Annotated in this window: 23 protein-coding genes, 1 tRNA gene and 2 pseudogenes; 13 read left to right on the top strand and 13 right to left on the bottom strand. The window is 33.4% G+C overall.

Annotated features, from left to right (window positions below; translation table 11 throughout):
• The first annotated feature begins 178 nt into the window (after nucleotides 1-178).
• From DSQ20_RS07605 to DSQ20_RS07595, 3 genes are all read left to right on the top strand, one after another.
• The gene (locus tag DSQ20_RS07605; protein ID WP_179366353.1) at nucleotides 179-1,588 is read left to right on the top strand and encodes a sorbosone dehydrogenase family protein; all 1,410 of its coding nucleotides are present in this window, start codon (nucleotides 179-181) and stop codon (nucleotides 1,586-1,588) included.
• A gap of 104 nt (nucleotides 1,589-1,692) precedes the next feature.
• Nucleotides 1,693-1,929 (top strand): hypothetical protein, encoded by a 237-nt coding sequence (locus DSQ20_RS07600; RefSeq protein ID WP_179365187.1) that lies wholly within the window; start codon nucleotides 1,693-1,695, stop codon nucleotides 1,927-1,929.
• Between the two features lie 38 nt (nucleotides 1,930-1,967).
• The gene (locus DSQ20_RS07595) at nucleotides 1,968-3,995 is read left to right on the top strand and encodes a thioredoxin domain-containing protein (RefSeq protein WP_179365186.1); all 2,028 of its coding nucleotides are present in this window, start codon (nucleotides 1,968-1,970) and stop codon (nucleotides 3,993-3,995) included.
• Here DSQ20_RS07595 and DSQ20_RS07590 read toward each other — a convergent pair.
• The gene (locus tag DSQ20_RS07590; protein WP_179365185.1) at nucleotides 3,992-4,312 is read right to left on the bottom strand and encodes a hypothetical protein; all 321 of its coding nucleotides are present in this window, start codon (nucleotides 4,310-4,312) and stop codon (nucleotides 3,992-3,994) included. The two genes, DSQ20_RS07595 and DSQ20_RS07590, sit on opposite strands and share 4 nt — an antisense overlap.
• Before the next feature lie 169 nt (nucleotides 4,313-4,481).
• Nucleotides 4,482-4,808 carry a hypothetical protein gene (locus DSQ20_RS07585; RefSeq protein ID WP_179365184.1) on the bottom strand — a complete coding sequence of 109 codons (327 nt, stop codon included), beginning with the start codon at nucleotides 4,806-4,808 and terminating at the stop codon, nucleotides 4,482-4,484.
• A 75-nt stretch (nucleotides 4,809-4,883) separates the two neighbouring features.
• Here DSQ20_RS07585 and DSQ20_RS07580 point away from each other — a divergent pair, with 75 nt between their 5' ends.
• On the top strand, nucleotides 4,884-5,339 hold the full coding sequence (locus DSQ20_RS07580; RefSeq protein ID WP_179365183.1) for a hypothetical protein: 456 nt from the start codon (nucleotides 4,884-4,886) through the stop codon (nucleotides 5,337-5,339).
• Nucleotides 5,340-5,341: 2 nt separating this feature from the next.
• Here the strand turns inward: DSQ20_RS07580 and DSQ20_RS07575 are convergent, their stop codons facing one another.
• Entirely contained in the window at nucleotides 5,342-5,833 is a 492-nt protein-coding gene (locus DSQ20_RS07575) for a hypothetical protein (protein ID WP_179365182.1), read from the bottom strand.
• Nucleotides 5,834-5,835: 2 nt separating this feature from the next.
• On the bottom strand, nucleotides 5,836-6,123 hold the full coding sequence (locus DSQ20_RS07570) for a hypothetical protein (RefSeq protein ID WP_007551007.1): 288 nt from the start codon (nucleotides 6,121-6,123) through the stop codon (nucleotides 5,836-5,838).
• Nucleotides 6,124-6,203: 80 nt separating this feature from the next.
• Here DSQ20_RS07570 and DSQ20_RS07565 point away from each other — a divergent pair, with 80 nt between their 5' ends.
• Both DSQ20_RS07565 and DSQ20_RS10835 read left to right on the top strand, forming a co-directional pair.
• The gene (locus DSQ20_RS07565) at nucleotides 6,204-7,559 is read left to right on the top strand and encodes a cation:proton antiporter (protein ID WP_255458191.1); all 1,356 of its coding nucleotides are present in this window, start codon (nucleotides 6,204-6,206) and stop codon (nucleotides 7,557-7,559) included.
• A complete protein-coding gene (locus DSQ20_RS10835) occupies nucleotides 7,553-7,831 on the top strand; it encodes a CBS domain-containing protein (RefSeq protein WP_255458190.1) in 279 nt (92 codons plus the stop codon). Before DSQ20_RS07565 ends, DSQ20_RS10835 begins: the two co-directional genes overlap by 7 nt.
• 20 nt (nucleotides 7,832-7,851) lie before the next feature.
• On the opposite strand, the gene glnA is transcribed toward DSQ20_RS10835, so the two are convergent.
• Together glnA and DSQ20_RS07555 are read right to left on the bottom strand one after the other, a co-directional pair.
• Complete coding sequence (gene glnA, locus DSQ20_RS07560; RefSeq protein ID WP_179365181.1) at nucleotides 7,852-9,294, bottom strand: type I glutamate--ammonia ligase; 1,443 nt, start codon at nucleotides 9,292-9,294, stop codon at nucleotides 7,852-7,854.
• A gap of 71 nt (nucleotides 9,295-9,365) precedes the next feature.
• Nucleotides 9,366-10,733 (bottom strand): KamA family radical SAM protein, encoded by a 1,368-nt coding sequence (locus DSQ20_RS07555; protein WP_179365180.1) that lies wholly within the window; start codon nucleotides 10,731-10,733, stop codon nucleotides 9,366-9,368.
• Nucleotides 10,734-10,883: 150 nt separating this feature from the next.
• On the opposite strand from DSQ20_RS07555, the pseudogene DSQ20_RS07550 reads away from it, so the two are divergent.
• The 4 genes and pseudogenes from DSQ20_RS07550 to DSQ20_RS07535 all read left to right on the top strand — a co-directional run bounded on the left by DSQ20_RS07550 (nucleotide 10,884) and on the right by DSQ20_RS07535 (nucleotide 15,093).
• Nucleotides 10,884-12,646, top strand: a pseudogene (locus tag DSQ20_RS07550) (mechanosensitive ion channel family protein).
• A gap of 113 nt (nucleotides 12,647-12,759) precedes the next feature.
• Nucleotides 12,760-13,605 (top strand): hypothetical protein, encoded by an 846-nt coding sequence (locus tag DSQ20_RS07545; RefSeq protein WP_179365179.1) that lies wholly within the window; start codon nucleotides 12,760-12,762, stop codon nucleotides 13,603-13,605.
• 40 nt (nucleotides 13,606-13,645) lie between these two features.
• Nucleotides 13,646-14,296, top strand: a complete 651-nt coding sequence (locus DSQ20_RS07540) for a GNAT family N-acetyltransferase (protein WP_179365178.1) — start codon at nucleotides 13,646-13,648, stop codon at nucleotides 14,294-14,296.
• Nucleotides 14,293-15,093: an amidohydrolase family protein gene (locus DSQ20_RS07535; RefSeq protein WP_179365177.1), complete on the top strand. Its 801-nt coding sequence runs from the start codon at nucleotides 14,293-14,295 to the stop codon at nucleotides 15,091-15,093. The genes DSQ20_RS07540 and DSQ20_RS07535 overlap by 4 nt, the downstream gene beginning before the upstream one ends.
• Before the next feature lie 22 nt (nucleotides 15,094-15,115).
• Here DSQ20_RS07535 and DSQ20_RS07530 read toward each other — a convergent pair whose 3' ends face one another.
• The 4 genes and pseudogenes from DSQ20_RS07530 to DSQ20_RS07515 form a co-directional block, all read right to left on the bottom strand.
• Nucleotides 15,116-15,331 (bottom strand): hypothetical protein, encoded by a 216-nt coding sequence (locus DSQ20_RS07530; protein ID WP_179365176.1) that lies wholly within the window; start codon nucleotides 15,329-15,331, stop codon nucleotides 15,116-15,118.
• 52 nt (nucleotides 15,332-15,383) lie between these two features.
• Entirely contained in the window at nucleotides 15,384-15,611 is a 228-nt protein-coding gene (locus tag DSQ20_RS07525; RefSeq protein WP_048109893.1) for an Lrp/AsnC ligand binding domain-containing protein, read from the bottom strand.
• A 47-nt stretch (nucleotides 15,612-15,658) separates the two neighbouring features.
• Nucleotides 15,659-17,004: pseudogene (locus DSQ20_RS07520) on the bottom strand (DEAD/DEAH box helicase).
• A gap of 103 nt (nucleotides 17,005-17,107) precedes the next feature.
• Nucleotides 17,108-17,902 (bottom strand): DsbA family protein, encoded by a 795-nt coding sequence (locus DSQ20_RS07515; RefSeq protein WP_179365174.1) that lies wholly within the window; start codon nucleotides 17,900-17,902, stop codon nucleotides 17,108-17,110.
• An 89-nt stretch (nucleotides 17,903-17,991) separates the two neighbouring features.
• On the opposite strand from DSQ20_RS07515, the gene DSQ20_RS07510 reads away from it, so the two are divergent.
• Complete coding sequence (locus DSQ20_RS07510) at nucleotides 17,992-18,150, top strand: CxxC-x17-CxxC domain-containing protein (protein ID WP_007550994.1); 159 nt, start codon at nucleotides 17,992-17,994, stop codon at nucleotides 18,148-18,150.
• A 65-nt stretch (nucleotides 18,151-18,215) separates the two neighbouring features.
• Here the strand turns inward: DSQ20_RS07510 and DSQ20_RS07505 are convergent.
• Nucleotides 18,216-18,290, bottom strand: a tRNA-Thr gene (locus tag DSQ20_RS07505).
• A gap of 149 nt (nucleotides 18,291-18,439) precedes the next feature.
• On the opposite strand from DSQ20_RS07505, the gene DSQ20_RS07500 reads away from it, so the two are divergent.
• Nucleotides 18,440-18,667: a hypothetical protein gene (locus DSQ20_RS07500; RefSeq protein ID WP_237698808.1), complete on the top strand. Its 228-nt coding sequence runs from the start codon at nucleotides 18,440-18,442 to the stop codon at nucleotides 18,665-18,667.
• On the opposite strand, the gene DSQ20_RS07495 is transcribed toward DSQ20_RS07500, so the two are convergent.
• Nucleotides 18,629-19,177 (bottom strand): hypothetical protein, encoded by a 549-nt coding sequence (locus DSQ20_RS07495; RefSeq protein WP_007550993.1) that lies wholly within the window; start codon nucleotides 19,175-19,177, stop codon nucleotides 18,629-18,631. The genes DSQ20_RS07500 and DSQ20_RS07495 overlap by 39 nt on opposite strands.
• A gap of 304 nt (nucleotides 19,178-19,481) precedes the next feature.
• On the opposite strand from DSQ20_RS07495, the gene DSQ20_RS07490 reads away from it, so the two are divergent.
• Nucleotides 19,482-20,033, top strand: a complete 552-nt coding sequence (locus DSQ20_RS07490) for a pyruvoyl-dependent arginine decarboxylase (protein ID WP_007550991.1) — start codon at nucleotides 19,482-19,484, stop codon at nucleotides 20,031-20,033.
• Here DSQ20_RS07490 and DSQ20_RS07485 read toward each other — a convergent pair whose 3' ends face one another.
• Nucleotides 20,034-21,188 carry a hypothetical protein gene (locus DSQ20_RS07485; RefSeq protein WP_179365173.1) on the bottom strand — a complete coding sequence of 385 codons (1,155 nt, stop codon included), beginning with the start codon at nucleotides 21,186-21,188 and terminating at the stop codon, nucleotides 20,034-20,036.
• Nucleotides 21,189-21,310: the final 122 nt, after the last annotated feature.

Below are 21,310 nucleotides of genomic sequence, written 5' to 3'. Positions count from 1 at the left end.
GGCACAAAATTAATAATTCTTTTATTAGTTGTTCCAATTTTTAATATCCATGAGATTCATTTTTTTCCTTCTAGTGTTGGTATTCCTTGGTACGACTACACTTGATGAAACATTTGCAGAACCATCACTAAATGTACAGGACTTGGTTGTTGAAAAATATGTTTCAGATCTCTGTTGTATGATTACTACAATGACCTTTGTTGAAGATGACATTCTAATTTTACAAAAAAGTGATGGAGTAGTTCGTTTAATTCGAGACGGAGTTTTACAAGACAAGCCTGTGCTTGATGTAAATGTTGATCCAGATGGAGAAAAAGGAATGTTGGGAATAACTAGCGTTGGGTCAACGGTATACCTCTATTACACAGAAGCAAATGAAGATGGAGGAGAATCTTTAGGAAATAGAATTTACAAATATGAATGGACTGGAGATTATTTGATAAATCCCGAATTACTAAAAGAACTACCATCAAACATTTCTCATAATGGCGGGGCAATGGTTGTAGGATTAGATGAACAAGTCTATGCAGTAATTGGTGATACATTAGGATATGGTCTTCTTCAAAACAAACCTCTAGACTGGTTAGAAGGTGATGATCTTAATCTGAAAGATAATGGGGTAATTTTACAATTAGAGGGAGAAAATCCTTATTTTGCTATGGGCATACGAAATAGCTTTGGTTTAGCAATAGATCCTGTTACAGGAAATTTGTGGGCTACTGAAAATGGAGATGATAATTTTGATGAAATTAATTTGATTCCAGAGAAGTTTAACAGTGGTTGGATAGTCATTATGGGCCCTGCAACTGAATCTGAACTTGCTAGTCTTCCAGGATACGAAGATTACATTTACGATGATCCAAAATTCTCTTGGGAACAATCTGTAGCACCAACTGGATTAGATTTTGCAAAATTTCAAGAAATCAATAATTATGATAACTCTCTTTTTGTAGGAGACTGTAATACAGGAAATCTCTATAAATTTGAATTAAATGAAAATCGTAATGGTTTTGAATTTACCAATTCAGTTCTTCAAGATAATGTAGTAAACAAAGATGAGTCTTTGGATGAAATTATAATTGGTACTGGATTTGGATGTGTAACTGATATTGAAAGAGGCCCTGATGGTTTTCTATATGTGGTGTCATTGAGTGAAGGAGCCATCTATAGAATACTTCCTGCTCAAACAATTACAAATTCTACCGTTTCAGATAATGGTGGTGGTTGTTTAATTGCTACTGCCACATATGGTTCTGAATTAACACCACAAATACAACAATTGCGTGAACTACGAGACAACTCTTTACTCCAAACAGCATCAGGTACATCATTTATGAGTGCATTCAATCAATTCTACTATTTGTTTAGCCCAACTGTGGCAGACTTGGAGAGAGAAAATCCAATATTCAAAGAAGCAGTTAAACTCATGCTTACCCCAATGATCTCTAGCCTATCAATTCTAAATTATGTGGATATGGATTCAGAATCTAAAGTGCTAGGATATGGCATCTCTTTGATTCTGCTAAATGTAGGAATGTATTTTGTAGCACCTGCAATTACTGTGTGGCAAATTAAAAAACGAATTTAATTTTCACGCCTACCTGTGTATTTTTATCCCCGAAATGGTAGTCGAGTCCCTGTGAGCCTATCTCATTCATTAGAAAAATAAAGATCCTAATCATCTACCAATCATTGACTGATGATGTATCTGCTGAGGACCGTGAACGAGTAACTCTACTCCAAATTGTTTCAAGATCAAAAAATGACTTTAAAAAACTAACACTAGATCAATTAAAGCGATTGCAAGAATTACTTGAAAAAAAAGATTACAGTCATGATAAAAAAGCCCAAAAATCAAAACAAAAACTATTAAACAAAATCAATACAAGAATTTATGAATTAGAAGAAGGCAAAGGCATCTTTTACTAGTCAATTAGATACAAATAACAAAAGGAACTTGATTAATCATGGCAAAAAATCATCTAATTCATGAAACCAGTCCATATCTATTACAACATGCAGAAAACCCCGTTGATTGGTATGCTTGGAATGATGAGTCTCTAAAAAAAGCTAAAGATGAAAACAAACCCATATTTCTTAGTGTAGGGTATAGTGCTTGCCATTGGTGCCATGTGATGGCACACGAATCATTTGAAAATGACGAAGTTGCAAAATTCATGAATGAAAATTTTGTAAACATCAAAGTTGACAGAGAAGAAAGACCAGATCTCGACGATATATATCAAAAAGTTTGTCAGATAGCAACCGGTCAGGGCGGATGGCCTCTTAGTATTTTCCTAACTCCTGATCAAAAGCCATTTTACGTTGGAACTTATTTTCCAGCTTTGGATTCTTATGGTCGTCCAGGTTTTGGAAGTATTACAAGACAGCTAGCGCAAGCTTGGAAAGAAAAACCAAAAGATATTGAAAAGTCTGCTGATAACTTTCTATCTGCATTACAAAAAGCAGAGACTGTAAAAATTCCATCTAAACTAGAAAAAGTTATTCTTGATGAAGCTGCAATGAATTTATTTCAGCTTGGTGATGCAGCATATGGTGGATTTGGCTCTGCGCCAAAATTTCCAAACGCAGCTAATATTTCGTTTCTGTTCAGATATGCAAAACTTACAGGACTATCGAAATTTAATGAATTTGTACTCAAAACTCTAAATAAAATGGCCAAAGGCGGCATCTTTGACCAGATAGGTGGAGGATTTCATAGATACTCCACTGATGCAAAATGGCTTGTTCCTCATTTTGAGAAGATGCTTTACGATAATGCCCTAATCCCAGTAAATTATGCTGAAGCCTATCAGATTACCCAAGACCCATTCTATCTTGAAGTTCTTCACAAGACTTTGGGATTTGTTCTAAAAGAAATGACTTCAAAAGAAGGTGGATTTTATTCGGCATATGATGCTGATTCAGAAGGTGTAGAAGGAAAATTCTACGTATGGAAGAAAAGTGAGATAAAAGAAATACTTGGTGATGATGCTGAGATATTTTGTTTGTATTATGATGTTACCGATGGCGGTAATTGGGAAGGAAACAGCATTTTGTGTAATAACATCAACATCTCTGCAGTCGCATTTCATTTTGGAATGCCTGAAGAAAAAATCAAAGAAATTCTTGTACGTTGCTCTGAAAAATTATTGAATGTTCGTTCCAAACGAGTTCCTCCTGGACTGGATGATAAAGTACTCACTTCGTGGAATGCATTGATGATCACAGCATTTGCTAAAGGTTATCGTGTAACTGGAGAAGCCAAATATTTGGATGCAGCAAAAAACTGTGTCTCATTTATTGAAACAAAACTACTTGATGATGCTAAATTATTACGAACTTACAAAAATAATGTGGCAAAAATAGATGGCTATTTGGAAGATTACTCTTATTTTGCAAACGCATTACTTGATGTCTTTGAGATTGAACCTGAAGTAAAATACTTGAATTTGGCAGTTAAATTAGGACACCATTTAGTTGATCACTTTTGGGATTCTGAGAGTAGCAGCTTTTTTATGACATCTGATGATCATGAAAAATTAATCATCCGACCAAAGAGCAATTATGATTTGTCATTGCCGTCTGGTAACTCAGTTTCATGTTTTGTAATGTTGCGATTGTATCATCTTACACAAGAAGAAAAATTCTTAAAAATTGCAACTCAAATAATGGAATCTCAGGCTCAAATTGCAGCTGAAAACCCATTTGGCTTTGGCTATCTGCTAAATACAATTTACACTTTCATGCAACATCCAACTGAAATTACAATTATCAACTTTGAGAATTCAGAAATTTGTAATTTCCTTTACTCTAAATTTTTACCTGAATCAATTATGATATCAATTAACAATAAATCCCAACTAGAACGTCTATCTAACTTTCCATTTTTTGCAGGCAAATCCTACAGTGATAAAACATCTGTCTTTGTTTGTAAAAATTTCACTTGTTCGTTACCTTTGGAGACTATAAGCGATATAAAATCAAACCTTTAGAGTTTTTTTATATCTATTCCAAGTACACTTCCAACTTGCGGTCTGCCCATTTTTTCATATCTTGATTTTGGCATACCTATTGTAATTTGTGTTTGTTGATAACTTCTAATGTTAACTGTTGGTTGAGCTTGCAATATTGCTTCTAATAATGGCATGACTTGCTCTTTTGTTTCGGCATCTAGTCTCTTTGAAACATTGTCTATGATCATTTGTTTTTGAGAAATTGGCTCAGTTGACACATTTTCAATCAATGTTAATTGTACTACTTGCCCATTATCTACAATTTGTGTAATTTTAAACTCATCTGTTGCTGACAATATATTATTTATAGAAAAATTGATTTATCAACGTATTGCAAAATAAAGCACTACTATTACCATCACTACTGCTGATGATACTCCCATCCCAAAGATAATTTTACTTCCATCTACCTTCATGCATTTCGGTATTATAAAATCAAATTAAACTTTAGCTGTGATTTCCAAACTATGTGTCTGATTTTTCAGGAGTATCTTTTGGCTTATTTTCCTGTTTTACGGGTCCAAGTAGTGCCTTTTTGATTAGCGGAGCACGTTTTTTTATGATTTGATTAAACTCGTTCATGTCTTCTAATCCTGGCGTAAGTTGCTGATTTTGATATGCCTGCAAAAATCCTGAATATACACATCCAGTAATAATTCCAAACGCTGTGTCTGGAACTGATTCTACCTCTGGTACAAAGTTCTCTGCAATCTGTCTGTATGATTCTGCTTCACTGATGTAATAATCAATTAAACTATCGATGAATGTTTTATTTTCTTTGGAAATTGTCATGTTTTTTATCTTCACCTTGTTTATTTAACTGTCATTGGTAAACTGTTTATTTAATTATGTATTATTGACTAGTTGTTGTGGAAATTAGATTTAGATGATGAATATTTTCGAATTTTAGATTCAAAGAAACTTGTAGCAGGATATTTTGATCCTGATTATGGAGTTATTTATCCTAAAGAAAATTCTGTAAAAATTATCTCACAAATGCTAAAAAATCATGATAAAATTTCAGGAGGATTGATGATGATTCCTCTTGTAAAATTTGGATTGTTTGACTCTGATTTGGATATTAATATTGATGAATTGGATACTCAGGTTAGTCGTGTTGGAGAGCATTTAAAAAAATGGAAAGATTTCATTACAAAAACAAACAATACCGTTCATTCTATTCATATATCTCATACCGACCAAGACATGCTTACAATTACATTCCCAATTAAATTCTCAGAACCGACACCTTTGGATAAAAATGAAATTATAAAAGAAATCTCGCCAATTTTAGATCTATTGCAGAAATTAAATTTATTATAATTCTACTTTAATCCTGCTTTGACCGAATTAAACTCTCCCAATGCAAGCATTTCATATTCAAACGATTCTTGTAATAATGAATCTGACCTAATGCTGTGAGATTCATCATTCGTTTTTATCCATTCTATGAATTCTTTATCGCTATCTAGTTGTGCTTGTGTTGAAAGCTTGAACAATTCTACTGATGGTGCAAATTGAGCTGGCGGATTTAGTTTGTCATATTTTAAAATCTTATTTTGCATATTATCCAAATGTATTTCAGAGTAATCCAGCAATTCTTCTAAACTCAAATCCCCCTCTTTCCACTGTGTAATCTTTGAATCAAATTGAATTTGAGCTTGTTTTACTTCTTCTTGAATCTGTTGAAGTTCATTTCCAAATTTGAAACCTTTTTGTCTTGTTTGATCATATGAATAATTGTATGCAACTATTGCGCCTACGATGATAATTGCAATTGATGCAATGATGATGTTTTGTTTCTTTGCTTTTTTCAAAACTAATCTGTATAGTTTCCTTCGCCGTCTAATTTTAGCTCAATAGTCATAACTGTACCGCTGATAAAAGATTCATTTCTAATTGTTCTTACTCTGGCAACATCTAGATGATATGGCCAAATCTCAACTACAATAGCTCCAACTTTGACATTGTCTGGGGCATCTGTTAATTGAATATCTTCTTTTTTCACTCCATGCATAACTAATGTGTGAATAGCGTGTTCAACTAGTGGTTCTGGGTTATTGTGATTAATTGCCCATACAATTCCTTCATAATCTATTTTCTCCATTTTGAAATTTACCTGAATTATCTCCTATAACAATTATTCTGTTATCTGGTAGGTGTGTTCTCTTTCGAAAGGGATATGAGATGATTACACATGATTATTGTATATTGGTCTTTGAAGCAATTCTCTATCTTGCAGTGTTGATAATTGCCGCCAAATTATTTGGCGAACTCATGCATCGAATTAATCAGCCAACGATAATAGGAAATGTCCTTGCCGGGATTATTGTTGGACCTGCGCTTTTAGCTATAGTTGAGCCAATTGACGCAATAGAACTTTTTACCTCAATTGGAGTGTTTTTCTTATTTTTCTTAATTGGTCTTCAAGAAATTGATTTAGCTGGAATATTTCGTGTTATGAAAGGTAGAATTTTTGTAGGTTCTGCGGTGGCATTTTTAATTCCTTTTTTTGTAGCAGCACTTTTTGGTTTATCTCTAGACATGAATTTTACACAAGCATTTGCAATTGGAAGCGTAATTGCTGCATCTAGTCTTGGCGTGACTGCAAAAATACTAAGTGATCTTGGTAAGCTAAAATCTACAATCGGTCTTGAGATTTTTACAGTTACAGCTATTGTAGAATTTATTGCAATTATTGTTACAAGTGTATTGATCCAGGTAAATTCAAGTGAAACCCCAGAAGTTTCAGAATTTTTCTGGTTGTTTGCAAAGATGATTATCTTTTTTGCAGTTGCAGGTTTGCTTTCAGTTTTTATTTTACCGCGATTTTTCCGTATGTTGAAAAAACATCTTAAAGATCAGCAAATTTATTTTGGTATTATCATAGGCGTAATTTTGCTTGTCGCATATTTTGCTGAGGTTAGTGGAATTCATGGTGCAATAGGTGCACTTCTTTTAGGAATTGCTGTTTCTCGAATGGCTAAGGATGAGTATTCTGAAATTTCAACAAATATTGGTGTGATTGGACATGGAATTTTTATTCCAATATTTTTTGCAGGTATTGGTCTTCATTTTAGTTTGGGCTTTCTAAATCTAGATTGGTGGATTATTGTTGTGTTTATTGGAATAATCATTGGTGTGAAATTTATAAGCTCATACATTGCTGTTCGAATTGCACAGATGCGTCCTGCTACCACTGTCGCATATGGTGTAATGGCAAAAGGTGCAGTAGATTTAGCCTTGATGTTATCTTTGCTACAGGCCAACATCTTGGAAGATGATCTTTTTTCACTACTTGTATTTGGTACTCTTTTAACTATGATAATATCCAGTGTTGAACTTCAACGAAAGTTAAAGAAAATAATTCATGTTAAAGTAGGAACTGTAGAGCTTGGATTAATGCCGATTTATTTTAGAAGAGTTGTATCAGATGTACCTGCAATTGCTGTAATTATCACTGATTTTCCAAAAACAACTCCTTTACTTACAATTAAGGAATTTCTAGAACAAAATGAAATTAACAAAATACCTTTTTGGTAATTGATGCTAATAACAAACTTGTAGGACTTGTTTCAAAACGAGAAATTAGCAAATTCCATAAAAAAACTTTTGATGAAATTACTATTAGTGATATAATGTACAAAAAATTTCATACAGTATCTCCTGATGAGTATCTGTATTCAGTAATTCAAAAAATGAATTTTCATCCTTTTGATATTATTCCTGTAGTTGATCCTGCAAATGAAAATGTACTTGGAATTGTAACAACACAAGGTATCATGAATTTGTTAACAGAATCCACGAAATCTTGATCTGTTCTATTTTTTTATGATTAAGCATCTGTATACATTGAAACTTCCCATGCAGTTGGAGTTTGTGCAAATGCATGATATTCTTTGTATTTTAATTCTGTGTATGCATCAAGAAAGTCCTTTGTAAACACATCTTCAAGAAATTTCATATCGCTTTGAAATGCATCTAGTGCTTCCTTAAGCGATGTAGGAAGAGAGCCAATATTGAGTTCTCTCTTCTTTTCAGCGCTAAGCTTGTAGACGTTTTCCTCCACATGATCTCCTGGATCTTTTTTATTTTTAATTCCATCTAATCCTGCAAGTAATAATGCTGCTTCAAGTAAGTAGATGTTTGCAGTAGGATCTGGTACTCGATATTCAATTCGTTTACTTTTTTCTCTATTTTTTAGATACATTGGTACACGAATTGCAGCAGACCTATTTCCTAACCCCCAGCAAACATTGACAGGTGCTTCAAAATTAGGTACTAGTCTTTTGTATGAATTTGTTGTTGGATTTGTTATTGCACATAATGCAGATGCATGATCTAAAAGTCCGCCTATGTAGTAACGTCCTTCTTGCGATAACTGTGCAACACTATCATTTGGATCATACATTCTATTTGTATCATTATTCCATATGCTTTGATGAGTGTGCATTGCAGATGCATTGTCTCCAAAAATTGGTTTTGACATAAACGTGGCAACCTTGTTTCTTTTTTTGGCTTTTACTTTAACAACATTTTTTATTGTAACTACTGCATCTGCAATTTCAGTCATTTCACCATATTTGAAATTAATCTCACTCTGTCCTGATGTTGCAACTTCATGGTGTTCAGCTTCAACTTGAATTCCAAAGTAACGATACAAATCATCACAAATGTCTTTTCTGAGGCTACCTAGCGTATCTTTAGGTTGTGATGGATAGTATCCTTCTTTGAGATCAATTGCAGTGCTTGCATTTCCTTTTGCCCATGGTGACTCTTTTGATTCAATAGAATAACCAGAACCTCCGTATGAGTGAGTTGCACCGTATGGTGAAGGATAAATGTTGATTGCATCAAATACAAAAAATTCAATTTCTGGACCCCACATCGAATGTGTTAATCCAAATTCTTTTAGCTTTCCTTTAGCTTTTGAAGTAATTCCACGAGAATCTCTGTTGAAGCGTGTCTCCTCTGCTCTATTTCCTTCATAAAGATCACAAAATATTCTTGCATTTTTTCTGCTTGGATCATAATCTGGTGGTAAAATTCGAAATGTGGAAGGATCTGGTTTTAATATCATGTCTGATTTATTTACTGACTTGAAACCAAGAATGGAACTCGCATCAAGTTTTTCTAGTCCATCATTAAAATCATTTTCTGAAAGAGAATAACTTGGCATTCCCATACAACGCAGTTCTCCAAAAATATCTACAAACCAAAAATCAATAAACGAAATATTTTCTTCTTTTATTTTTTCTATAACTTGTTTTGAATTCATCATTTTGTTTATTTTCTTACATTACTAATGTGATACTGTGATATTGTTTAAGCTATTTTGTAAATTCATATCTAAGATTCCGGATAGTCTTGATTTTTAATTACTTTCATTTTTTCATTTAATTCATCTTCAAAGAAAAACTTGTCACCAGTTGCTGGTTTTAAATCGTCAAGCCAAATTGCTTTTTCATCATATTTTGCTAGAAACGGAATTTGTACCCAATCTGGATTTCTTCCTTGCAAAAATCTTAACACCATAATCTTTTCTCCTCCATATTCTGCAATTCCAAGAATCTGAACCTTTCCTGGCGTTGCAGACATACTTGGGCCTCTTACAGTTCTTGCAAGTCCAGTTACTTTTTTGTAAGCGTCCCGGAATATCCTTTGAGCTTCGATTAATGGTATTCCAAAATAATGCTGTGCACCAGTATCTCTTACAACAAACATGTAGTACGGAATACATCCTAGTTGAACCTGAGTCTTCCACATTTCGGCCCACATCTCTGAATCGTCATTGATATGACGAAGTATCGGCGATTGAGTTCTAATTTGAGCTCCAGTAGCTCGTACTTTTTTGATTGCCTCTTTTACTGCATCTGTTTTTAATTCTACCAGATGATTGAAATGTCCCATCAATGCTAGATGAATCCCTTTATCTACAATTCGTTTGAAGATGTCTAGCATTTCTTCTGTGTCATCTTCTGTTAGAAATTTGTATGGCCAATATGACAATGCTTTTGTTCCAATTCGTATAGTTCTAAGATTTGGTAGATTTGCTTCAAGAAGCGGATTGATGTATGTTGAAAATATTTTTGCCTTCATGATCATTGGATCTCCTCCTGTAAACAAAACATCTGATATTTCCGGATGCTCTCGCAGATACTGCACTAGTTGTTCGCCTTCTTTCATTGCAAATTTGAGTTCATCCATTCCCACAAATTGTGGCCATCTAAAACAAAAACTACAATATGCATGACATGTCTGACTCTGACTTGGGAAGAACAGACAAGTTTCTTTGTATTTGTGTTGCATTCCATAAAGTTTTGTTCCATCTTTTAGTGTTGGTACGTTTAACTCCATTTGACCTGCTGGATGTGGGTTTAACTGTAATCTGATCTCATTTGCGGTGTTTTGAATTTCTTTTTTATCTCCTTTTTTTAGAGATGCTTCCATTTTTGCATAATGTTCAGGAATCAACATTCCTCTTTGTGGGAATGTTAAAACAAACATTGGATCATTTGGAACATTATTCCAGTCAATTAACTGCTCAACTACATAATTATTTGTCTTAAATGGAAGCACATTACCCACAACTTCCATTTCAAACTGTTTTTCCTCGCCTAATTTTTGAATTTGTGGTAATTGTCGAAAATTTGCTAAAGTGTAACTCATAATGCGTGGTGATTCATTCGTAGCCCATTCTGCTTTTTGATTTTGCATGTAAATTGATAGTTTTTATCATTGTTAAATGTTAGTGACGGATTCATTCTAGTTTTTTTAAAAAAATCCAATTGAATGATTTATAAAAAATGATAACATCTAAAATATCTCTATGAAATCTTTGTATTTAGAAGGAAATAGTGAAAAATAATGGCTGGAGAGGAAGTAACACTTGCAGAAGGACAAGCAGTCGGACAACTTGGAACTCTAGTAGAATTATTATCATCTTCAGTTTCACTTCAAATAGCATTTGTAATTTTAGTAGTAGGATTGATTGTGATTGGTACAATTTATAATAAATTTAGACAATGGACAAGAACCAAAAAATTCAGTTATTCTAATCCTATATTGGCTGATATAGTTCGAAGAGCCATCTTACCTATTCTTGCATTAGCTTTGATCTCTTCGATTAATATTTACATTCAGACTTTTGAATTGTTTGATGATCCTGCAGAAATTATTGAAGAACAATTAAGTGCCGAACTTACTGTTGGAGAAACATTTGCTAAGCTTCTCAACTCAATGAATATTCTTGTTATTGCATTTACCGCAGGCCATATCATAACAATTCTTCTTGAAAAAGGAGAAAGGATCAAGCAGGAAAAAGAGGATTTTAAATCTTGGCGAGATTTGAATGGTTTTAAAGATGATGAGAATGATTTGTTTCATAGATGTTACAAATGGATTCCACCTAAACATCCCCCTGAAGAAATAAGTAATAATGAATTCAACGAACTTTTACAAACTCCGCAAGGTAGAAATTTCCTAGAAAAATTTACCACTTCAACTGGTGCAAGAATTGGCAGTTATCAAAAACTTGTAAAAGATCCTTTTTCAGAATGGAAAAAGTCAGAACAAAAAAATATGAACAATATTACAATGATTGTATAACTGGAGAAAATGATCTAGGTAGACCATTACTTCCTGGTAAAACTCCGGACGAAATTTATGAAATTGATGTATGGGCTGAAGAAAAGAGAACTAATTCCTATGAGCCAATTATTGCTGGCTCAAAACCTCCAGGTTATGCAGAAAAGAAAAGAGAAGGACTTCCAAAACCATTTAGAAATTTTATTCCACTTGGAGTTGTTCTAGGTGCAGCTCTGGGCATAATAGCTTGGTGGGGAGTTGACCTCTTTGTATTGGCTACTGCCAGTGGTGGTATTGCCCTTGGCGTTGGTTTTGCATTAAAAGAAACTTTTGAAAATTACTTTGCATATATGATGATAAGAAAAGACAAGATCTTTGTTGAAGGAGAAAGAATTGCATTAGCAAGTGGATACAAAGGTATCGTCTATAAAATTACTTCACGTGTAACATTTGTACGTCATCCACTAAATGAATCCGTAGCAATTGTTCCTACACGACAACTAGTAACAAGTGAGATCATCAACTACACCAAAGAATTTGCAATTGTTCCTGCAACAGTTGAAGTTGGAGTTTCTTACCTAAATGACCCAAAACAAGTAGCAGCTGCATTGATGAAAGTAGGAACTCGTGCATTAAATGAAGTAAAGGACTCTAAAGGTAAACATCTTGCAGTTCAATCAAGATGTCCAAATATTGATGAAAACAAACCTAGCTGTGGATGTGATAAGACATTCATTTTAGATTTAGAACAACCAACTGTTAGATTCCAAAAATTCAATGACTCCTCACTTGATTTTGCAATTTGGGTGTATGTAAGAGATTATGGTTCGCAATTTAAAATGGAAACTGACATGAGAATGATGATCTATGAGGAATTCAAAAAATATGATATTAGAATTCCATGGCCAATTAGAACTATCTATCAAGGCGATGAAAAAAAAGAGGCTGAAGAAATTGATAAACTCAACACTGAACGCAAAAAGCTTATTGAAAAATATGGTATCGGAGATTTGCTAAAAGGCGATGGTGGAGATTCTACCTAAATCGAATTCATTTTAAATCCCAAATTTGATAATTTTACCACATTCAATATTTTCACTCTTTTTTACACATTTTAGAACATAAAGGTACAAAAAGCCAGGAATCAACTATTTTCATGCGTAACAATCTCCTTTTTGTTTTCATGGTTGCATTTATTGGGATTTTACTTGTATCTTCTTTCTCTTTAAGTGATTCATTTACTTTACTTCAAAATGGAAATGAACCGTCTTCCACCCAAATACTCGAAGAAGATGCAACTTCTTTTTACGATAATATTCGAACTGCTTTTCAAAAAGTAGAAAATTCTGATTTTCTGCCTATTGATTATATCAATAGTCTAATTACTGAAATTGCAAAGGATTCCTCCATTTATGATATTATTGGATTTTCTATTGGAATGGTTGTTTACGGTGTATTTGTTTATAATTTTTACAGATTCCTATCCAAACGAGATTTATTTAATATCAACATAGAAAAAATTTCTAAAGGTCATTTTTCATCTTCTGGAAAAAAATCATCTGGTGCACCTAGAGCTGCAGCATTTATCGCTACTAATTTCTTTGTATTTCCATTTGTAATATTTTTGTGGTTTTTGGGATATTCTTCATTTATGTTTATTCTTGTACAACATATGCCAACTGCAACAATCTTTCTTGTATCAAGCTCATTAATTATTGCAATTAGAATATCTGCATATTATAGGGAAGATCTTTCACGAGACCTTGCAAAATTACTTCCATTTGCATTACTTGCTATATTTTTATTCGATCCACAATTTTATTCACTCGTTGATGTTCTCCAAAGATTATCTGAGATGCCATCATTTCTAACACAAATTGCATCATTTATGATTGTGGCAATGATTGTTGAAATTTTCCTTAGCATCATTTATCTAATTAAAATCAGATTTTTTCACAAAGAGAAAAAATCCAAAGTCGATGATTCCGAACATCCCATTTAATTCCGATTCATTAAATAGTCGTCAAGTGTTTTATTGACACATGTCTGATCAAACTCGTAAAAATAAAGTAATCATTCGTAATATGACTAAAGAAGACATACCCAAAATTGTAGAATTACAAAAAGCCGCATTTCCATATATGGCAGCTGAAGGGGTTTACTGGAAACCTGAACAATTAGAAGCACATCTCAAAGTATTTCCAGAAGGCCAATTTGTGGCTGATTATGATGGCAAGATTGTTGGTTCATGTAGTAGTTTAATTGTGAAATTTGACCCTGAATACAAAGAACACACTTGGAAAGAAGCTTGCGGTGATAGCATCTTTTCAGCACATAACCCAAAAGGAGATTCGTTATATGGTGCAGATATCTCGACACATCCAGATAATAGACGATTAGGCGTAGCAACTAAAATTTATGATGCACGAAAAGCACTTGCAATAAAACTCAATTTACGTAGAATTATTGCAGGTGCAAGACTATTCAACTATTGTGAATTTGCAAAAGAATTATCTCCTCTTGAATATGTTCAAAAAGTCTTGAAACATGAAATTAGAGAACCTGTTTTAGAATTTCAAGTTAAAAATGGTTTCAAATTTATAAAAATTCTTAATGATTACATGAAGGATCCACGATCACTTAACCACGCCACTTTTATTGAATGGATTAATCCAAATTACAAAGCAAAATGATCATCGACTGCCATGTCCATGTTAATCAATACGAACTAATTCACCATATTCCTGTTTTAGATGATAGAATAGGTGAACTTCAAAAAGAAATGGCAGGCAACAATGTAGATTATGCTATTATTTTATCATCCTACAAAACCAATTCGGAGAGACCTTCAGCAAAACAGATCATTGATGCAATTAAAAAATATGATAATCTTGGCGTCGTCGCAGGATTCTCAATTGACAATCATATTGATGAGGATTTAAAAAATTATAGAACTTGGATTAAAGATGGATTGGTAAAAGGCCTCAAAATCTATTCTGGTTATGAGCATTATTATCCATATGATGAAAGATATCAAAAAATTTATGATACTTGTGTGGAATTTGGAGTCCCTGCAATGTTTCACACTGGTGATACATACAGTCCAAAAGGAAAACTTCGTTATTCTCGTCCGTTAAACCTTGATGATGTTGCAGTAGACAATCCTGAGCTAAAAATTGTAATGTGTCATCTAGGAAATCCCTGGATTCAAGATGCCCAAGAAGTTATATACAAAAATAAAAATGTCTATGCTGATATTTCTGGTTTAGTTATTGGTAGCTTTGATCACTTTTTTGAAAAAATGATCAAAGAAAAAGTTGCCGAGCTAATTAATTATGCAGGAGAACCAAAATACCTACTTTATGGAACTGACTGGCCTATCAGCTCAATGGATTCATACCTTAACTTTGTTGCAAAGCTGAAAATCAAACAGGAATTTAGAGACAATTTCATGTACAAAAATGCAAAAGAATTGTTTAAAATCTCATAAACCAAATTTCACAAAATTGAGCCTAAGCAAATTTCATACAGCAGTCTGCTTTTTTCCAACCCTTGTTGTATTTCTTTGATGTTTCTTTTGCAATGTTCTCTGCCTCTGCAATACTGCTGGCTTTATGCCATTTTGATGTGGCGGTATCATTTGGATTACTTTGATAGACACTGCAAGTCTCAAGATGGATTTTGACTTCAGATGCATTTAGTACATCTTCCATTATTCTATACGTCAATAATTTTTCAATAACTTACTAGTTGATAAAAATTTAGTTAAGATTACTATTCTTAATTTATGACATTTAGTGTCATTGTGCTTACTACTCTTGATAATTTTCTAATGTCTGCAACCGCTTTTTCAAAATCTTTTTGCTCTTCGGTGTTTACTTCTGCAATTACATCATATGCTCCATAAGTTAGATGTGCGTTTTTGACTTTGGGCATTTGTTTTAATTCCTCAACAATGTATTCTTCGGCACCAAGATCACAATTTAACAAAATAAATCCAATATGCATTTTCTTAGAATAATAGTTCTATTACTTGTCTTTAAGTTTTACAGCTACTACCATCTACTGCGTCCGCCATAGCTGTTTCCACTATTGCGGTCACCGTATCTTTTCTTCCGCCACTTCTGTCATCTCTTGCATCTCCTCTATTGGAACCTCTATACCCGCCAGAACCTCCAGACCTTCCATATCCGCCACCACTTCTGCCTCTTGAATACCCAGATCTTGATTGTGATCCTCCAAATCTTCTAGATGGTGATTGTCTCTTTAATGGGTCAGGAATTGAAATTTCTATTCCCATCTCTTTATTCAAATCTGTTAGCGGTACTTTGATTTGGCGTTTAATTAAATTCCAATCTCCTACAGATGAGTATGATACTAGTGTGATTGCTCTTCCTTTTGCTCCTGCTCTTGCGGTTCTTCCAATTCTGTGGAAATATGCCATCTCTTGATTTGGAACATCATAATTTACTACTAGTTCTACTCTTGGAACATCGATTCCTCTTGATGCTACATCGGTTGCAACAAGAATGTCTACTTTACCGCTTCTGAATTTAGACATTGATTGCTCTCTCCTGCTTTGTGACATGTCTCCTTCGATTGCAACTGCATCAAATTTTTCTTGATGAAGATATTTTGCTACATCTCTGGTTCTATATTTTGTAGAACAGAAAACTATGATCTGACCTTTAAGTGGTTTGATAAAATCAATAAGATATTTCATTTTATCTCTGTCTTTAATTACCAGGTATGCTTGGTCTATACCTTCTCCGCTAAGATCATCTGCATCAAGCAAAAATTGTTTAGGATTCTTTAGATAGTCCTCAGATAATCTTAAAATTTCCGTTGGCATTGTTGCTGAAAACAATGACATTACTCTCTCTTCTGGAGCAAGATCTAAAATAAACTGAATATCGTCAACAAATCCCATATCTAACATTGTATCTGCTTCATCTAAAACGATGTGAGTGATATCTCCTAGTTCAATTGAGCCACGTTTAAGATGATCAATTAATCTTCCAGGAGTTGCAACTACTATCTCTACCCCTCTATCTAATGCATCTAATTGTAATCCCATTCCTTGGCCTCCGTAAACTGTTGCTACTCTAATTCCAGTATATTTTCCAAATTTCTTTATCTCTGATGAAATTTGCATTGCAAGCTCTCTTGTTGGAGCCATCACCAAACCCTGGATGCCTTTTTTTGGTTGTATCTCTTGAAGCATTGCTAAAGCAAATGCCGCTGTTTTACCAGAACCAGTATGAGCTTGTCCTACGACATCTCTTCCTGTAAGTAATACTGGAATAACGGCTTCTTGAATAGGAAATGCTTCATCAAATCCCATTTCACGAATCCCTTTCAGTAATTCTTCTCTTAATCCTAAATCTTGAAATTTTGTCATTTTGTTTTCTTCTCTAAAGCAATGACGAAAAAGCTCATTGCCCACTCGTCATTATTCCGATATACTAAAGTCATTTTTAGGTCTAATAAACGCTTGTTCTGATTTAAGAGTTGAGCTGAGACTCTATTATGCCTTGAAATACCTCAAAGGGTTGGGCTCCATTTACTTTTACAAATCCCAACTTTTCATTTCCAATGAAAAATCCAGGAGTTCCAGTGATCTCATAATTTCTTCCATCTGTTAGATCATTGTTGATCTCATTGACATATTTGCCAGAATCTAGACAAGCGTTGAATTGTTCTTGATTTAACTCTAATTCTATTGCATATTCTTTAAAGACTGTAATTGCAGATGTAAAATCCATTTTATTCCAAATTCCTTGGTTTTCAAATAACATGTCATGATACTGCCAAAATTTGTTTTGTTCATCTGCGCACTCTGATGCAGCAGCTGCTGGCATTGCATTAGGATGACTAGATTGAATTGGGAAATCTCTAAACACAAATTTCACTTTTCCTGTTTCTACGTATTGTTCTAAAATTAATGGAAGGGTTTGAATTTGAAATCTAGCACAAAATGGACACTGAAAATCTGAAAACTCTATTATGGTAATCGGTGCATCTTGGCTTCCAATGACTGGGTCGTCATCTGCAGATATCTTGATTGGTTGTATGTTTGGCTGTGCTGGTATCTGATTTTTTGAAATCTTTGCTTCAAGACTTGCAATTGCATTGTTTAATTCTGATTTTGTTACCTGCTCTGATTTTAAACTAATAAAAGAACCTGCAAAAAATGCAGCTATCAAACTAACTCCAATTATTGAAATCACTAAAATATTAAAAACCGACTTATTCGCTATTTTTTTCCCACTGTGATTTGATTCTACATCTGAATCCATTTAGGCTTGCTTCAATTGTTACATACTTATTCGTATTGCCTATTTTTCTTTCTAACAGTTCTTATATTCCCTCATAAGTATCTCTAGCAATGTCAGTAGATGACCGAAAAATGTACCCATGTACATGTTCTGATTGCGGAAAAGAATCCCAAGTACCTTTTCAACCAATAGAAGGTAGAGATGTATTCTGCAAAGAATGTTTACCAAAACATAGAAAACCAAGATCTGAAAATAGAGGAAGATATTAGGCTGAAATACGCTTAACGTCGTTTTTTCTTTTACTCTTTTGAAGTTATTTTTATAAAAATTAAAAAGCCAATAATGGGATCCGAACCCACGACCCTCAGATTACAAATCTGATGCTCTAACCAGGCTGAGCTATATTGGCACAAAATCCAATAAAAATTTCGGATCTTTAAAGTGTTACCGAATATCTTCAAAGATCTACGTATCATGAGTTATGAAAAAACTTCTGAAATTATTTGATGGATCTATTACATCAGATTATAATAGTGTCAAATAATCCATAAATTATCCATGAAATACGTCAATCCTTTACGACTCAAAGTCTTAATGATGATGTTTTTTGTAACTGGTATTGTTGGTATTGTTGTGGGTCTGAAAGTCGCACCACCAAATACTTCATTATTGATTACATTTATGGGCGTCATCAATATATCACTGGGTGGATTTTTCGGTTGGGTCTTTCTTAATCAGACACCACAATCAGAGAATAAACGAAAGAAAAAGCGCGATAATGACTAGAATATTTGTTGCAAAATGCATTGCAAATGAATGATTAATTCCCTTTTTATCATAAATATATTTGAACAAAAATCCTATTGGCAAAAGTAACAGTGCCATGTGTACTTTAATTCCCATGGCAATATGGATCAATGCCCAAACTACTACCATCTTCTTTGATTTTCTGAAATACAATTCTTCTACATAGTTGATGTGAATAAACATGTACACTAACAATGGGATAAACGGAACTATTCCCCAAAACCCTTGATCTGCAAATGGACCAAACGCAATGTTGTACCCTAACCAACTCCAATTTAGAATTGGTATGGTTTCCACAAAATCATGAGCAAAAACGATGTATGCAAATAAAATCCCAAATGGAATTGGCGCATATTTTATTGAACCAATTCCGATTTTAAGATCAGTAATTCTTTTCCTAGTCTCTTTGATGAGAAGTAATGATGCCCCTACAGTTAGAATGTAATATCCAATCACAAAAGTATCTGATTGAAAAAAATCCTCCAACATAATTCATACTGCTCTTATATTATGTAAAAAATCTAACTCATCAATAACTGGTATGCCTTTAAATGATAACCTTGTTTATGGTTGTGTATTATTCCGTTATTCAAATTCACTTTAGGTACAATAATGCCTTAAAATCATCTCATTTTTTCACAAATATGGTAAATTTCTATAGAACAATTTTGTAAATGAGGAGACATCTTGAAACATTATGATATGGTGTTACAACCAATTGATATTTTTTAAAACCTGTTTTTAGATTTTTCAATCAAAGTATAAATAATAAAACTGTTTCATCAAAAAAGAATTGCTAGATTTAGTTGCAAAGAAATTATTTCTTACAAAAGGTAAAGGCGTTCATGAAGACAGATTGACAAGTTTCGAATATGCTCTAAGAGATGCAGGGATTGCTGGTACTAATCTGGTTTTGATTTCTAGTATATTCCCGCCAAATGCAAAATTAATATCAAGAAATGAAGGTCTTAAGCAAATTAAACCTGGACAAATCTTGTTTACAATTTATTCTAAAAATCAAACAAATGAGCCACAAAGACTGTGTTCTGCTTCAGTTGGTATTGCCAGACCTAAAGATACTAATCGTTACGGATATCTTTCTGAATACGAATCATTTGGACAAAATGAACAACAGTCAGGTGATTATGCTGAAGACATTGCAGCACAAATGCTTGCATCTTCACTTGGAATTCCATTTGATATTGATAAAAGTTGGGATGAAAAAAGACAACAATGGACTATCTCTGGTCAAATTTACAAAACACAAAATGTTACTCAATCAACAAAAGGCGACAAAGATGGAAAATGGACTACTGTCTTTGCAGCTGCTGTTTTGCTAGTGTAATTACTTTCTATACCCTTTAAGATAATATATTGCAGCGCCAATTGCAATAATTGAAATTATTATTACAATTACAATTGATTCATCAAATGATGTTTCAATTTTAGGCGTAGATAACTGACTACCTCCTAATGAAAATATTAATTCATTTTTATCAATTGATTTTCTTTCCCCAAAAATAAATTTCCCCTGAATTCTCTTTCCTTGTTCAGGATCAAAAATCCATCCTTCTTTTGTAATTTCAGTAGGGATTTTTTCACCGTCAACTAACTGTGATGGTATGATATTTCCTCTCACATCTGATACGTTAGTTGATTCTGGTGATAGCACTACTACTTGTAATATTGAATTTAATGGATAAAATCCTGATGAAAAGTACTCTGATCTTTTCAATTCATTTGTTTTCAACAATTCTAATGGATTGATTTCATTTATTGATGAAGCAGTATTTGGATAATCTACTGATAATTTTAATTGCAATAATGATTTATTTTCTATTGGTATTATAGAAAATGTTATTTTTGCATTTTCTTCTTTTGATAGGTTCTTTGCTATGTCATAAAATCCTCCCCTGTCTCTAATCTCTCTTGGTAAAAGTAATGCTGAGATCTTTTCATACATTGAAGCAGTGTCTTCCATGGGCATCGTATACACTGCAGATACAGTTCCTTTGCCTGAAATAGACCCCGATGTTTCTAAAGCCTTGCTTGTTTCATCTCCACTTTGAATGAATACTGAATGAAATTTTGCTTCTGTATCTAATGCCTGATTCACATCATCGATAAATAACGATGCGACTCTTTTTGTAGTATTTTGTATTGCTAAAATGCCTTTATCTTCTGGGTCTCTTGCAACATTTATGATGATACATGACTCGTCAAAAACACCTAAAATACAATGATTCTCATTTGTTACAACTATTGCTGTAATTCTTCTATCTTCTCTAATTTTTTGCTCCAATTCTGCTGGAATTTGTATCTCTTGAATGCTTGTACTTTGTAAGGCAATTGAGGCTGTAACGTTTTGAGATATGCTCTTATCGATAATTATCTGTGCGGTCTCTTGAAATGTAGCAAGACTAGTTTCTTGTGAATATGCATAACCTGTCATGCCAATCAACACTCCTATCAATCCAAACAAAATCAAGATCTTTTGCATAGGTTTGACTTTTTTATAATGAAATTATTAAATTTACTCTCTTTTTATTCATCAAGCCTTTTATCTTTGATGAAATTTTTTTGCTAATTTTACTAAAACTCTCTATCTGGTACCTAATATTG

The organism is Nitrosarchaeum sp. AC2, assembly GCF_013407385.1.
Classification (GTDB): Archaea; Thermoproteota; Nitrososphaeria; order Nitrososphaerales; family Nitrosopumilaceae; genus Nitrosarchaeum; species Nitrosarchaeum koreense.
This window is presented reverse-complemented; position numbering and strand designations above follow the sequence as displayed.

Coding starts and splice junctions, on each gene's coding strand:
- DSQ20_RS07605 (WP_179366353.1), top strand. CDS start 179: ATGATTACTACAATGACCTTTGTTGAAGATGACATTCTAATTTTACAA.
- DSQ20_RS07595 (WP_179365186.1), top strand. CDS start 1,968: ATGGCAAAAAATCATCTAATTCATGAAACCAGTCCATATCTATTACAA.
- DSQ20_RS07585 (WP_179365184.1), bottom strand. CDS start 4,808: ATGACAATTTCCAAAGAAAATAAAACATTCATCGATAGTTTAATTGAT.
- DSQ20_RS07570 (WP_007551007.1), bottom strand. CDS start 6,123: ATGGAGAAAATAGATTATGAAGGAATTGTATGGGCAATTAATCACAAT.
- DSQ20_RS07565 (WP_255458191.1), top strand. CDS start 6,204: ATGATTACACATGATTATTGTATATTGGTCTTTGAAGCAATTCTCTAT.
- glnA (WP_179365181.1), bottom strand. CDS start 9,294: ATGAATTCAAAACAAGTTATAGAAAAAATAAAAGAAGAAAATATTTCG.
- DSQ20_RS07555 (WP_179365180.1), bottom strand. CDS start 10,733: ATGCAAAATCAAAAAGCAGAATGGGCTACGAATGAATCACCACGCATT.
- DSQ20_RS07545 (WP_179365179.1), top strand. CDS start 12,760: ATGCGTAACAATCTCCTTTTTGTTTTCATGGTTGCATTTATTGGGATT.
- DSQ20_RS07540 (WP_179365178.1), top strand. CDS start 13,646: ATGTCTGATCAAACTCGTAAAAATAAAGTAATCATTCGTAATATGACT.
- DSQ20_RS07535 (WP_179365177.1), top strand. CDS start 14,293: ATGATCATCGACTGCCATGTCCATGTTAATCAATACGAACTAATTCAC.
- DSQ20_RS07525 (WP_048109893.1), bottom strand. CDS start 15,611: ATGCATATTGGATTTATTTTGTTAAATTGTGATCTTGGTGCCGAAGAA.
- DSQ20_RS07515 (WP_179365174.1), bottom strand. CDS start 17,902: ATGGATTCAGATGTAGAATCAAATCACAGTGGGAAAAAAATAGCGAAT.
- DSQ20_RS07510 (WP_007550994.1), top strand. CDS start 17,992: ATGTCAGTAGATGACCGAAAAATGTACCCATGTACATGTTCTGATTGC.
- DSQ20_RS07500 (WP_237698808.1), top strand. CDS start 18,440: ATGAAATACGTCAATCCTTTACGACTCAAAGTCTTAATGATGATGTTT.
- DSQ20_RS07495 (WP_007550993.1), bottom strand. CDS start 19,177: ATGTTGGAGGATTTTTTTCAATCAGATACTTTTGTGATTGGATATTAC.
- DSQ20_RS07485 (WP_179365173.1), bottom strand. CDS start 21,188: ATGCAAAAGATCTTGATTTTGTTTGGATTGATAGGAGTGTTGATTGGC.